Below are 13,116 nucleotides of genomic sequence, written 5' to 3'. Positions count from 1 at the left end.
TATAATATTTATTTCTTTTAAGAGATTTAAAAAACTTAATTTTTTGGTTTTATGTCAAAATTTGGAGAACTAATAAATGCCCAAGTTCCAGTGTTAATTGATTTTTACACAGATTGGAATGAATCTTCAGTTTCTATGCATCCTGTTATTAAGGACGTAGCTGCTGCGCTTGGCGATAAAGCCAAAGTAATCAAAATTGATGTAGATAAAAATCAGGAACTAGCAGAAGCACTTCGTATTAAAGGGCTTCCAACTTTAATGATTTACAAAGAAGGACAAATGATCTGGAGGCAATCTGGAGAGCTTGATGCCAATACTATAATAGGAATTGTTCAGGAACAATTTAACGTCTAAATAACTTCTCTTTTGTTGATGTTATTTAGTGAATAATATCAAATTTATATCCATTTTCTTTCAAAAAATGCAGTGTACGAGGCAAAGCAAATCTTAAATTTGGAGAAGCTTTAATACTGTCATGAAAAACAATTACGCTACCAGATTTTACATTTTTGGTTACATTTTCTAGACATTTTTCTGGAGTAATGCTTTGATCGAAATCGGCACTTAAAACATCCCACATTACTATTTTATATCCTAAACTTCTAAGGATTTTAGACTGTGCTTTTTTGATTTTTCCATAAGGAGGGCGGAACAATAGACGATGAGGAGCTTTCTCCTGTTCATCTAAAACAGCAGCGCAGTTTTTTACATTTTCGATATATTCATTCGTATGGATTTTCCATCCATTAACATGATTCATGGTGTGGTTGCCAATTGAATGTCCATCAGTAATTAACTTTTCAAATAAAGCCAGATTCGCTTTAATGTTTTTTCCGATGCAGAAAAAAGTAGCTTTTGCATCAAATTTTTTTAATTCAGATAAAACCCAGTCTGTAATTTCTGGGGTAGGGCCGTCATCAAAAGTGAGGTATATTTTCTTTTCGTTGTTAGGAATGTCCCAGCAATATTTAGAAAACACCTTTTTAATAAATGCGTTAGTTTTTACCCAATAGAAGCTCATTTTGAATTAAAATTGTATTATATGTATAAAATTAAAAAATGCAGCGCTATTTATCAAATAGCGCTGCATTTTTTTAATAAGTAAGATTTTCGTATATTATTTACTCTTTTTCACGTCCGAAACGCTCAAAAACATTTACGTAAGTGTTAAATGTAGTTTTGTGCTGGTTGTAAAAAGCAGTGTCTTTATTATCGTCCATTACATGCAGTAAGCTTCTGTAACGCTCGATATCTGTAATAATATCTACAGCTAGATCAGTCTGGTCAGAAGGAGTCAATGTACTGTAATAGTTTAGATTTTCTTTATATTTCTGAACCAATTTGTTTAAAAGATCTTGTGCTTTAGCTTTTTCGCCAACTTTATAATAACCATCAGTAAAAGCTTCAACCAATGAATAGTAGCCATATTTGTCCAAAGGCATTTTGGTCATTGCTAAATTGATTACGTTTTTAGCTTTGTCAATTTTGCCTTCAGCAATAAGCTGGTTCATTAATCTCGAAAGATTGGTACGGTACGTAATACTATTTCTTCTAGTTTCAGGGTCGTGATAGATGTTTCCATTGCTATTGCCCCAATCCCATTTCATTACAATATCGTACATTTTATCTGCATCGATTTGTCCCATGTCTAATGGCCCGCCATCTTTAGAAGGAGTATTTTTGATTGGAACCAATTTATACACCATTCCGTCCAATTGCAGATAATCTTTTAGCCATAAATAATCTTCATCATCAAAAGCACCACCACTAAAGTAAATTGGTCTCTTCCAATTGTTATTTGCTAAGATATCAAGCATCATTAAACGGTTTTTGTATAATGCGCTTCCTTTGATGTCAATGTCTAAATAAGGAACAATAGAATCGTAATATTTAGGATTAACTACTTTATTTTGAATAATAGTATTTTTATCCACATTTACTCTAATCTTATTTGTTGGATAGAAATGGATTGTTTGTCCGTTTTGTAAGCCAACAGTAGATTTAGGATTTTTGATGAAATCGATAAAATCTTTAATATTCCAACGAGTATCAATTTTCTGAATGTAAGCCGTGTAATCCAAATTATCTCCTACATATTGGCTATGTACAAAAGAAATAGGCAACGGATTCGATTCATAAGACTTCGCTTTCATCTGATCGATATACCAATCTGTCATAAATAAACTTGTATTTACAATCTTCACATCGGTTCTAAAATGCTCAATTTCTTGTGCATACCAAAGAGGGAAGGTGTCATTATCTCCAATGGTAAATAAGATTGCATCTTTATCACAAGAACTTAAGTAAGCTTTTGCCATTGCAACAGCAGTGTATTTTCCAGATCTATCATGATCATCCCAGTTTTGAGAAGCCATTAAAACAGGAGCTGCCAATAAACTTCCGGCAATAATTACTGGTCCAGCAATTTTTGGAGCCAAGTATTTATATAAACTTTCATAGAGTGAGTAAACACCAAATCCGATCCAAATGGCAAAGACATAGAAGGAGCCTACTAACGCATAATCTCTTTCACGAGGTTCAAAAGGTCTTTCATTTAAATATATTTTTAGTGCAATTCCTGTAAATAAAAATAAAGCCAAAAGAACATAGAAGCTCTTCAAATCTTTGTTTGCGTGGTACATAATACCAATTAATCCTAAAATAAAAGGAAGGAAATAATAAGCGTTACGACCTTTGTTGTTTAAAACATCTGTTGGCAGATTGTCTTGAGAACCTAAATGTACAGAATCTAAAGCTTTGATGCCGCTAATCCAGTTTCCGTCCAAATTATCGTATTTACCTTGCTGATCATTTTGGCGTCCAACAAAATTCCACATCAAATATCTCCAGTACATATATCCAAATTGATATTCAAACATAAAACTGAAGTTGTCTGCTGTCGTTGGTTTTTCGATAAGTAAATATTCGCCGTAGCTTCTTAAGAATTTTACGTAACCTTCGTTATCAATTTGTTTTTGAGCATAAGCTTTTCTGAACTCAGAAACTGTTTTTTCAACTTCGTTACGCAATTGAGCTGTAGCTTTATTGTATTCATCTTCGCTCAATTGGCTCGCATCGATTCCGTATTTTGCCAAATCTTCATCATAATTATAATTAGGATTGATTCGGAACTTTGGAGGATTTGTAAAGTTGATATAGTTTTGAATGTGACCCGTTTCTGTGCTCCACATTCTTGGCAGAATTGCTTTCTGATTGTCGTCAGAATTTTGTTCTGCATTTTTATAATTGTTGGTAATAATGTATTTGCCTGTTTTATAATCTCTCTCGTAGTTTGGTTTTTTGTCTAAATAAGGAGTTTTAGCATCAAGACCAGCAAAAAGTTCAGTGTATTGAGGTCCGTAAAATAAAGGATTTACACCATATTGCTCACGATTATAATATGCCAAAACCTCAGTAGCGTCTGATGGTTTGTTTTCATTAATAACCGTATTGGCGTTTGCACGAACAGGAAGCATTAACCAAGTTGAGAAACCAATTAGGATAAATAAAATACACAATATAATAGTGTTGTAGAATATTAAACCTTTCTGTCTAGTATATTTTAATCCGAAATAGAAAAAGGCAACAAATAATAATGCTACAAAGATAGTTCCTGAGTTAAATGGAAGTCCCATACTGTTTACCATGAAAATCTCGGTTTTTCCGAAAAATGCCATAGTTAATGGAAGCAATAACTTGAAAATGAATAATAAAATTCCAATAACAACTACATTAGCAATTAGAAAGTTTTTGATAGTAACTTTTTCGTAGTGTTTGAAATAGTATAAGAATCCAATAGAAGGAATAGTCAAAAGAGCCATGAAGTGAACTCCAAACGAAAGACCAATAACCAATGAAATGATTAAAAGCCATTTGTTTCCTTTTGGCTTATCCATGTCTTGCTCCCAACGTAAACCAAGCCAGAAAAGCAGAGCAATTAATAAAGAAGCCATTGCATAAACTTCGGCTTCTACTGCATTAAACCAAAAGCTATCAGAAAATGTATAAGCTAAGGCGCCTACAAAAGAACTTCCTAAAATAACAATCGAATTGTTTTGATCAATTTCAGCAAAACGACCTACGATCTTTTTCAAAATCATAGACGATGACCAGAACATAAATAATATGGTAAATGCGCTAGAAAAAACAGACATCATGTTGACCATAAGAGCCACATGCTGAGCATCTATTGCAAACATGGCAAAAAACGCACCCATCATCTGGAAAAGTGGAGCTCCTGGTGGGTGACCTACTTCAAGTTTAGCTGCGGTAGCAATATATTCTCCGCAATCCCAAAAGCTCATTGTAGGTTCTACTGTTAATGTATAAGTTATTAAAGCGATTGCAAATGCAAACCAACCAATAATTGTATTCCATTTATTGAAATTGAATTGTGCCATATTTAGGTGTTAAAAATTTGAATGTTTTTCTATCCTACAAAGAAAATGTTTTTTTACTTAAAGAAACGAGCATTAACAAAAAATTCTACAAAACTATAAGTGAAAAGTAATGTATTGTCTATGAGGAGTTTTTGAAGTTGAAGCGGATTTGAATGTAAAAAAAATCAAAAAAAATGATTTTTTTTGGCCAAAAAGTTTGCACAAACTAAATAAAGACTTAAATTTGCACTCGCTTTACAGCACTGCTGGTCTATGGTGTAATGGTAACACTACGGTTTTTGGTGCCGTCTTTCTAGGTTCGAGTCCTAGTAGACCAACAGAAAAGTCTCTCAGAAATGAGAGACTTTTTTTATTTAAAAAAAGTTTGCTTTAAAATTTGCATAAATTAAATAAAGTTTTAATTTTGCACCCGCTTAACCGCACTGCTGGTCTATGGTGTAATGGTAACACTACGGTTTTTGGTGCCGTCTTTCTAGGTTCGAGTCCTAGTAGACCAACAGAAAAGCCTCTCAGAAATGAGAGGCTTTTTTTATTGTGTAAATTTTAAATGGGAGTTTTTTTATTATTTATGATTTAAAGAAGAAGGAACGATTCCGAATTTCTTTTTAAATGAAAAGGAAAAATGCGAGAGATCTTCAAAGCCAACACCGATATACACTTCAGATGGTGGATTTCCTTGGTTAATTAAATAATAAGCTTCCTGAAGTCTTTTGTTTAAAAGCCATTTTCCGGGTGTTTCTTGAAATACTTTTTGAAAATCTCTTTTAAATGTGGCGAGACTTCGGCCTGTCAAGTATGCAAATCGCTGCATTTGAACATTGAAGTGGAAATTTTTATTCATAAAAGCTTCAAGGTCAATTTTGCCAGGTTCGTTAAAATCAAATAAAATATCTTTTAGTTCTGGATTTACTTTTAATAAAAGGTGAATGGCTTCTTTAATTTTTAAATTGAATAAAGCCTCGTTGTTTTCTTGTTCTACTTCAAGGTAAGAAATCAATGATTCCATGAAAGATTTGTAAAGTGGGTGGGGAGCTAATGAAAACATTGCTTCTGAATCGGATTTTTTATCTGATTTTAAATTGTATTCTTTGCTGATTTCTCTTAAAATTTCCTGGTCAAGAAAAAGAGAAATCGTTTTGAATTCTCCTCCTTCTGGCGGAATCTTGATGAACTTCGCTAGATGATTTCTTCTGCTAAAGCGAAAATCTCCTGCTTTTGAGTGAAAAGTGTTTTTTCTGTCTGAAGCAATCATTTCACCAGAAATCTGATAACTAAAAACATGTTCGGGAATGAAATGCTCGCCCTCTCGACTGCGTGAGTAATAGCAAGAGTAGAGAATTTTGGGCTTTGTATTTGGTTTTATGCTCATATTGTAAAAATACTAAAAGATCTGGAAATCTTTGGTTTAAAGATTTCCAGATTGATGAAGATTATTTTGGCTGAATTAATGCTCTTGGCTCTAAATAAGCTTCAAGGCCAATTGTTCCAAATTCGCGTCCAATTCCAGATTGTTTAAATCCGCCAAAAGGTGCCATTGGGTCGTGACCGATTCCGTTAACTTGTACACGTCCGGCGTTAATTTGTGAGGCGACAGTGTAAGCTCTTTTCGAATCTGATGAACTTACATAAGCTTGCAGTCCATAAGTGGTGTCATTTGCAATTTCAATTGCTTCTTCTTCGGTTTTATAAGTAATAATAGATAAAACAGGTCCGAATATTTCTTCTCTTGCAATACGCATATGATTGTTTACGTTGATGAAAACAGTTGGTTTTACAAAATTTCCGTTTTCTAATCCTTCAGGTTTTCCAAGTCCGCCGCTTAGTATTTCTGCGCCCTCATTGATTCCGGTCTGAATATAATCTTGAACACGATTGAACTGTTTTTCGCTAACCATTGGTCCAACTGCGGTGTTTGGATTTTTGGGATCTCCAGTAATGAAATTTGGAATTGTTTCTTTGATAAGAGATTTTACTTGGTTTAATTTGTCTTCTGGGATTAATAACCTGGTTCCTGCAATACAGGCTTGTCCGCTATTCATAAATGCTGCGCCAAGTGCAAGCGGAATCGCTTTTGAGAAATCGGCATCGTCTAGAATAATGTTTGGAGATTTTCCGCCAAGTTCAAGAGTGACCCTTTTCATGGTATTGACAGCTTCTTTTGCAATTATTTTTCCAACGTTTGTAGATCCTGTAAAAGATATTTTGGCGATATCTGGATTTCTGCTTATTTCGGCACCAACAATTTCGCCTAATCCATTTACAATATTAAATACGCCTTTAGGGAGGTTTGCTTCATGAAGACATTCTAAGATTAATTGCGTTTGTTGGGCGCTCATTTCACTAGGCTTAATTACAGTTGTGCATCCAGCTGCGATTGCTGTAGATAGTTTGCTGCATATAAAACCATTGCTTGAATTCCAAGGAATGATGATTCCGACAACGCCTATTGGTGTCATTTGAACTTCAGATTCTCCCATTGTTTTAATGAAGCTGTAAGAGTTAAGGAGGTTTATTGCGGAGTCAAAACTCTTTAGCATATAATCGTAGCTCACGCTCGCAAACTGAAATGTTCCTCCATATTCTTCTGTCATTATATTGATAAAGTCATCTTTTCTTTTTTCGATAACAGATTTGATGTTTTTTAGATATTGAATTCTTTCTGAGGCTGTTGTTTTTGAAAAAGTTTTAAAAGCGTTTTTTGCGGCTTCAATTGCGTTTTGAGTGTCTTCTGTGTTGCCTAGACGAACTTGTCCTAATTCTTCGTTTGTTGTAGGGCTAATTAAATTAAAATACTCGGTCCCATTTGGAGTAACAAATTCTCCATTAATGTAAATTTTGTCTATTGTTTTCATGTTGTTGTTTTTAATGAATTTCTATTTGACAAATTTCTGCATTATATAGGCTGGTGATTTTGTTGTGAAGCTCAGTTGTGCTTTGTTGAGGAGCTCATTTTTTTGCATAAAAAAAAGCTTCTCATTGGAGAAGCTTTAAGAAGAAAATAATTATGTTAGATTTTTAGTGTTATAACGGGTTTGACGGCATGATTGACTAGGCCTTCGCTAATGCTTCCATTAAAGAAATGTGCAAAACCAGTTCTGCCGTGTGTGCACATTCCGATAATATCGGCGTCTATTCTATTGGAGAAATTTATAATTCCTTTTTCAATATTGGTATCGTTGTAAATTTGAGTAGTATAATTAGTAATGTCAAATTCTGCTACAAAATCATTCATTGCTTTTTCGCTTACGTGAGTTGGTTTGAAGCTGTTAGGTGTGCAGATGGTGACTAAGTGGAGTTTTGAATCAAATAGTTTGGTGAAACTTAAAAGCTTTTCAAATGGTTTTTTTGCTTCGTCTGAAAAATCAGAAGCAAAAACAATATTAGATGCATTAAAATTCGGAATATTTTTCTTGATGACTAAAACGGGGATTTCTGAGTTTCTTACTACTTTTTCTGTGTTGGAGCCTATTAATAGCTCCTCAACACCAGAAGATCCGTGAGAGCCCATAATAATTAGGTCGATGTCGTAATCTTTGCTAATTTGGGTGATGCCGTGTATGGGTTTGTCCATCTTTACAATTTCAGTTACCGGAATTCCTTCTAGGTAATCTCTAGAGGCGATTTCGTCAAGCGTTTCGTTTGCTTTCTTCATAAAAAGCATGGTTTCAGGAATGCTGGTTCCTCCTAATATGGCATCGTTTGATTGCTGGGGCAATTCAAGCATGTGAAGAAGAATGAGCTCAGAATTGTTCTTTTTTGCAATTTGAGAGGCAACTTTTAAAGCGTCTTCTGCATGTTCTGAGAAGTCGGTAGGTACTAAAATTCGTTTCATGATTTTGAGGGTTAAAAATTATGAATAATTCGCGTTTTTAATGCTATATAAAGATAAGAAATTATTTTAGAGCAATCAATTTATTTGATTTATAAAAAAAACACTATATTTGCACTGTTATTTATTAAAATCTAAATAATGAGGGGACTAAGTGTCCCCTCTTTTTATAAAATTATGACATTTAAAGAAAAAGTAAACGGATTAATTACGGAAGCTCTTCTGGAAAAACCATCAGTCTTTTTGGTTGATTTGGCGGTTTCGGATTCTTTTAAAATTAGTGTCGGTTTAGACGGAGATAATGGAGTGGCGCTACAAGACTGTATCGACGTTAGTCGTGCAATCGAGAATAATCTGGATCGTGAAGAGCAGGATTTTTCGCTTGAAGTAGCATCGGTTGGAGTAGGAACTCCTCTTAAAATGATAAGACAATACAAGAAAAATGTTGGTAGAACGTTGATTGTTACCACAAATACAGAAAAAATCGAAGCGGAATTGGTAGAAGCTAATGATGTTTTCATAATTTTGTCTTGGAAAGCAAGAGAACCGAAAAAAGTAGGAAAAGGAAAAGAAACAGTTCAAAAAGAGCAACAAATACCTTATACAGAAATTAAAGAGGCAGTTGTTACGGTAACATTTTAATTTTAATTAAAAAATTCGCATGGAAAATTTAGCATTAATCGATTCATTCTCAGAGTTTAAAGACAATAAACTTATTGATCGTGTAACGCTTATGGCAATTTTAGAGGACGTATTTAGAAATGCATTAAAGAAAAAATACGGTTCAGATGAAAATTTCGATATCATTATTAATCCTGATAAAGGTGATATGGAAATTTGGAGAAGAAGAGTAATTGTTGCCGATGAGGATCTTGATTTTGAAAATGAGGAAATTACATTGACTGAAGCAAGAAAGATTGAAGCGGATTTTGAAATTGGTGAAGAAGTTTCTGAAGAAGTAAAATTGATTGATTTAGGAAGAAGAGCTATCTTAGCGCTTCGTCAGAATCTTATATCTAAAATTCACGAACACGATAATACAAACTTATACAAGCAGTTTAAAGATATTATCGGGGATATTTATACAGCAGAAGTGCACCACGTACGTCCAAGAGTAGTTATCTTAGTTGATGATGAAGGAAATGAAATTGTGCTTCCAAAAGAAAAACAGATTCCATCAGATTTCTTCCGTAAAGGAGATAATGTTCGTGGAATTATTGAAAGCGTTGAATTAAAAGGAAACAAGCCTCAAATTATTATGTCTAGAACTTCTGAGAAGTTCTTGGAAAAATTATTTGAGCAAGAAATTCCAGAGGTTTTTGACGGTTTAATTACAGTTAAAAATGTAGTTCGTATTCCTGGTGAAAAAGCAAAAGTAGCTGTTGATTCTTACGATGATAGAATTGATCCGGTTGGAGCTTGTGTGGGAATGAAAGGTTCTCGTATTCATGGAATTGTTCGCGAATTAGGAAATGAAAATATTGATGTAATCAATTATACAAACAATATTCAATTATTTATAACAAGAGCTTTAAGCCCTGCTAAAGTTTCTTCTATCAAGATTGATGAAGAAAGCAAAAGAGCTGAAGTGTTCTTGAAATTAGAAGAGGTTTCTAAAGCAATTGGTAGAGGTGGTCACAATATCAAATTAGCAGGTCAATTGACAGGTTATGAGCTAGATGTTATTCGTGAAGGAGATGTTGCCGGTACTGTTGCAGATGAAGACGATGTTGAATTGACAGAGTTCTCAGATGAGATCGAAGAGTGGGTAATTGAAGAGTTTGCAAAAATCGGTTTGGATACTGCAAAAAGTATCTTGAAACACGATGTAGAAGATTTAGTAAGAAGAACAGACTTAGAAGAGGAAACTATTCTAGATGTTATGAAGATACTAAAAGAAGAGTTTGATAATTAAGCAATAGCTTACATCTGCTCTAACAACACAACGAAAAAGGTAATAATAAAAAGGTTATATGTCTGAAGAGAGAGTAATAAGAATAAACAAGGTTTTAAGGGAATTAAATATTTCGTTAGAAAGAGCTGTAGATTATCTAAAAGATAAGGGAATTGCTATTGATGCAAATCCTAATGCAAAAATTTCTGATAGCGAATTTAATATCCTTCAAAGCCAATTTGCGGGCGATAAGGGGAACAAGGAGGCTTCTAAAGAGGTTGGAGAAGAAAAAAGAAAAGAAAAAGAAGCATTACGTGTAGAGCGTGAGAAAGAAATTGAAGACAAACGCAGACAAGAAGAAGAGCGTCAAAAACAGCAAGAAATAATTAAAGCAAGAGCAGTTGTTTCGGGACCTGTACAAGTTGGTAAAATTGACTTAAATCCAAAAAAACCTGCGATTACTCCTTCTGAGGAAACGGCTAAGGTTGAAGAACCAAAAGTTGTTGCTGCGCCTGTGCAGCCAGAAAAGCCTGTTCAAAATGAAACAGTAAAATCTGAACCAGTTGTTTCAACTCCTGTTTCTGAAACTAAAAAAGAAGAACCTATTATTACTGAGAAAAAAGAAGTTAAAGCAGAATCTAAAGTTGCTCAGGAGCCTATCGTGTCTACTGATCCAACAACTTCAGAGGAAACTATTACAACTCAATATCAAAAGCTTACAGGAACTACTCTTACAGGTCAAACAATTGATTTATCTCAATTTAATAAACCTAAGAAAAAGAAAGAAGATCCTAAAGCGGCTCAGAATAAACCTGGAGCTCCTGGAGTTGGCAATAATAATAACGCAAATAAAAACAAGCGTAAAAGAATTGGTCCAAAACCGGGTACGCCTGGTGCGCCAAAACCTGCTACAGGTAATGCGCCTGGAACGCCAAATCCAAATAAGCCTGCTCAAGGTAATAATGGCGGAGGTTTTAATGCTAACAGAAGCCAAAGACCTGGTTTTGTAAAAGGAAACCGTCCTGCAATTGTGGCTAAAGTTGAGCCAACAGAAGAAGAAGTAAAAAACCAAATTAGAGAAACTCTTGAAAAACTTCAAGGTAAAGGAGGAAAATCTAAAGCGGCTAAATATAGAAGAGATAAAAGAGAAACGCACCGTCAGAAATCTGATGATGAGCAAAGAGCTCTTGATGAAGGAAGTAAAACAATTAAAGTTACTGAGTTCGTTACTGTAGGTGAAATTGCAATTATGATGGATGTGCCGATTACTAAAGTAATTGGAACTTGTATGTCTCTTGGTATCATGGTTACCATGAACCAGCGTCTAGATGCTGAAACATTGACAATTGTTGCTGATGAGTTTGGTTATGATGTTGAGTTCATTACAGTAGATATTGAAGAAGCAATAGAAGTTGTAGAAGATAGAGAAGAAGACTTAGTAACAAGAGCGCCAATTGTGACAGTAATGGGTCACGTTGACCACGGTAAAACATCTTTACTAGATTATATCCGTAAAGAAAATGTTATCGCTGGTGAGTCTGGAGGTATTACTCAGCACATTGGAGCGTATGGAGTTACTCTAGATAACGGACAAAAAATTGCATTCTTAGATACTCCAGGTCACGAGGCGTTTACAGCGATGCGTGCGCGTGGAGCTCAAGTTACAGATATTGCTATTATCGTAGTTGCGGCGGATGATGATATCATGCCACAAACAAAAGAGGCAATTTCTCACGCACAAGCTGCGGGAGTGCCAATTATATTTGCAATCAATAAAATTGATAAACCAAACGCGAATGTTGATAAAATTAAAGAGCGTTTGGCGGGTATGAATTTACTTGTTGAAGATTGGGGTGGAAAAATTCAGTCACATGATATTTCTGCGAAAGTTGGAACAGGGGTAAAAGAATTACTGGAGAAAGTTTTATTAGAAGCAGAGATCTTGGATCTTAAAGCAAATCCAAATAAAGCGGCTCAGGGAACTGTTGTTGAAGCTTACTTAGATAAAGGAAAAGGATATGTGTCTACGATTTTAGTACAGCAAGGTACTTTGAAAATTGGAGATTATATGTTGGCTGGTAAGCATCATGGTAAAGTGAAAGCAATGCATGATGAAAGAGGACATACAATTTTATCTGCTGGTCCTTCAACTCCAGTGTCAGTTTTAGGTTTAGACGGAGCGCCAACAGCGGGTGATAAGTTTAATGTATTTGAAGATGAAAAAGAAGCAAAACAAATTGCATCTAAACGTTCTCAATTAATGCGTGAACAATCTGTTCGTACACAAAGACATATTACACTTGATGAGATCGGACGTCGTATTGCTCTTGGTCAGTTTAAAGAACTAAACGTAATTCTTAAAGGAGACGTGGATGGATCTGTTGAAGCATTATCAGATTCGTTCTCTAAACTTTCTACAGAAGAAGTTCAAATCAATATTATCCACAAAGGTGTTGGTGCAATTACAGAAACTGATGTTAACTTGGCTTCTGCATCAGATGCAATTATTATTGGATTTAACGTTCGTCCAGCTGGAAATGCTAGACAGCTTGCTGATAAAGAAGAAATCGATATCCGTTACTATTCTATTATCTATGCGGCTATCGATGACTTGAAAGATGCGATGGAAGGAATGTTAGCGCCAGAAATGAAAGAAGAAGTTTTAGGTAATGCTGAAATTCGTGAGATTTTCAAAATTTCTAAAGTTGGTTCAATTGCTGGATGTATGGTGACTGATGGTAAAATCTTGAGAACTTCTAAAATTAGAGTTATTAGAGATGGAGTTGTGGTTCATACAGGTGAGCTAGTTGCCTTGAAGCGTTTCAAAGATGATGTGAAAGAAGTAACTAAAGGTTACGATTGTGGTATCCAAATAAAAGGATTTAATGATATCGAAATTAATGATGTTATTGAAGCTTACCACGAAGTAGCAATTAAAAAGAAATTGAAATAAATTCAATTGATATATTTAAAAGTCCCAATGAAAATTGGGA

The 13,116-nt window shown here is 34.5% G+C and carries 9 protein-coding genes and 2 tRNA genes; 6 read left to right on the top strand and 5 right to left on the bottom strand.

All coding sequences use genetic code 11. The annotated features are described in order from the left end of the window. Positions 1 to 51 precede the first annotated feature (51 nt). Positions 52 to 354 carry a thioredoxin family protein gene (locus JI750_RS01995; RefSeq protein WP_008466807.1) on the top strand — a complete coding sequence of 101 codons (303 nt, stop codon included), beginning with the start codon at positions 52 to 54 and terminating at the stop codon, positions 352 to 354. 25 nt (positions 355 to 379) lie between these two features. Here JI750_RS01995 and JI750_RS01990 read toward each other — a convergent pair whose 3' ends face one another. Both JI750_RS01990 and JI750_RS01985 read right to left on the bottom strand, forming a co-directional pair. Further along, entirely contained in the window at positions 380 to 1,021 is a 642-nt protein-coding gene (locus tag JI750_RS01990; RefSeq protein WP_111368015.1) for a polysaccharide deacetylase family protein, read from the bottom strand. 100 nt (positions 1,022 to 1,121) lie between these two features. After that, on the bottom strand, positions 1,122 to 4,400 hold the full coding sequence (locus JI750_RS01985) for a glycosyltransferase family 117 protein (protein ID WP_201998618.1): 3,279 nt from the start codon (positions 4,398 to 4,400) through the stop codon (positions 1,122 to 1,124). 246 nt (positions 4,401 to 4,646) lie between these two features. Here JI750_RS01985 and JI750_RS01980 point away from each other — a divergent pair. Both JI750_RS01980 and JI750_RS01975 read left to right on the top strand, forming a co-directional pair. Beyond that, positions 4,647 to 4,717 (top strand) — tRNA-Gln (locus tag JI750_RS01980). A 109-nt stretch (positions 4,718 to 4,826) separates the two neighbouring features. Continuing rightward, positions 4,827 to 4,897 (top strand) — tRNA-Gln (locus JI750_RS01975). Between the two features lie 65 nt (positions 4,898 to 4,962). On the opposite strand, the gene JI750_RS01970 is transcribed toward JI750_RS01975, so the two are convergent. The 3 genes from JI750_RS01970 to JI750_RS01960 all read right to left on the bottom strand — a co-directional run bounded on the left by JI750_RS01970 (position 4,963) and on the right by JI750_RS01960 (position 8,232). Further along, positions 4,963 to 5,769 carry an AraC family transcriptional regulator gene (locus tag JI750_RS01970; RefSeq protein WP_201998617.1) on the bottom strand — a complete coding sequence of 269 codons (807 nt, stop codon included), beginning with the start codon at positions 5,767 to 5,769 and terminating at the stop codon, positions 4,963 to 4,965. Positions 5,770 to 5,830: 61 nt separating this feature from the next. Further along, complete coding sequence (locus JI750_RS01965) at positions 5,831 to 7,252, bottom strand: aldehyde dehydrogenase family protein (protein WP_201998616.1); 1,422 nt, start codon at positions 7,250 to 7,252, stop codon at positions 5,831 to 5,833. Positions 7,253 to 7,407: 155 nt separating this feature from the next. Next, the gene (locus tag JI750_RS01960) at positions 7,408 to 8,232 is read right to left on the bottom strand and encodes a universal stress protein (RefSeq protein ID WP_201998615.1); all 825 of its coding nucleotides are present in this window, start codon (positions 8,230 to 8,232) and stop codon (positions 7,408 to 7,410) included. A 174-nt stretch (positions 8,233 to 8,406) separates the two neighbouring features. Between JI750_RS01960 and rimP the strand changes: the two genes are divergently transcribed. Genes rimP through infB form a run of 3 tightly spaced genes read left to right on the top strand, consistent with a single transcriptional unit; the run spans position 8,407 to position 13,076 of the window. Then, entirely contained in the window at positions 8,407 to 8,871 is a 465-nt protein-coding gene (rimP, locus tag JI750_RS01955) for a ribosome assembly cofactor RimP (RefSeq protein WP_167365417.1), read from the top strand. A gap of 19 nt (positions 8,872 to 8,890) precedes the next feature. Further along, positions 8,891 to 10,144 carry a transcription termination factor NusA gene (gene nusA, locus JI750_RS01950; RefSeq protein WP_201998614.1) on the top strand — a complete coding sequence of 418 codons (1,254 nt, stop codon included), beginning with the start codon at positions 8,891 to 8,893 and terminating at the stop codon, positions 10,142 to 10,144. A gap of 58 nt (positions 10,145 to 10,202) precedes the next feature. After that, positions 10,203 to 13,076 carry a translation initiation factor IF-2 gene (gene infB, locus JI750_RS01945; protein ID WP_201998612.1) on the top strand — a complete coding sequence of 958 codons (2,874 nt, stop codon included), beginning with the start codon at positions 10,203 to 10,205 and terminating at the stop codon, positions 13,074 to 13,076. The last annotated feature ends 40 nt before the right edge of the window (positions 13,077 to 13,116 follow it).

Source organism: Flavobacterium tagetis (assembly GCF_016735615.1).
GTDB lineage: Bacteria > Bacteroidota > Bacteroidia > Flavobacteriales > Flavobacteriaceae > Flavobacterium > Flavobacterium tagetis.
Note: the sequence above shows the minus strand (reverse complement) of the source record. Positions and strands in the feature narration are given on the sequence as shown.

Bases quoted from the DNA above. Each gene is read 5' to 3' on its own strand.
- JI750_RS01970 (WP_201998617.1), bottom strand. From the start codon at position 5,769: ATGAGCATAAAACCAAATACAAAGCCCAAAATTCTCTACTCTTGCTAT.
- JI750_RS01960 (WP_201998615.1), bottom strand. From the start codon at position 8,232: ATGAAACGAATTTTAGTACCTACCGACTTCTCAGAACATGCAGAAGAC.
- JI750_RS01965 (WP_201998616.1), bottom strand. From the start codon at position 7,252: ATGAAAACAATAGACAAAATTTACATTAATGGAGAATTTGTTACTCCA.
- nusA (WP_201998614.1), top strand. From the start codon at position 8,891: ATGGAAAATTTAGCATTAATCGATTCATTCTCAGAGTTTAAAGACAAT.
- JI750_RS01990 (WP_111368015.1), bottom strand. From the start codon at position 1,021: ATGAGCTTCTATTGGGTAAAAACTAACGCATTTATTAAAAAGGTGTTT.
- infB (WP_201998612.1), top strand. From the start codon at position 10,203: ATGTCTGAAGAGAGAGTAATAAGAATAAACAAGGTTTTAAGGGAATTA.
- rimP (WP_167365417.1), top strand. From the start codon at position 8,407: ATGACATTTAAAGAAAAAGTAAACGGATTAATTACGGAAGCTCTTCTG.
- JI750_RS01995 (WP_008466807.1), top strand. From the start codon at position 52: ATGTCAAAATTTGGAGAACTAATAAATGCCCAAGTTCCAGTGTTAATT.
- JI750_RS01985 (WP_201998618.1), bottom strand. From the start codon at position 4,400: ATGGCACAATTCAATTTCAATAAATGGAATACAATTATTGGTTGGTTT.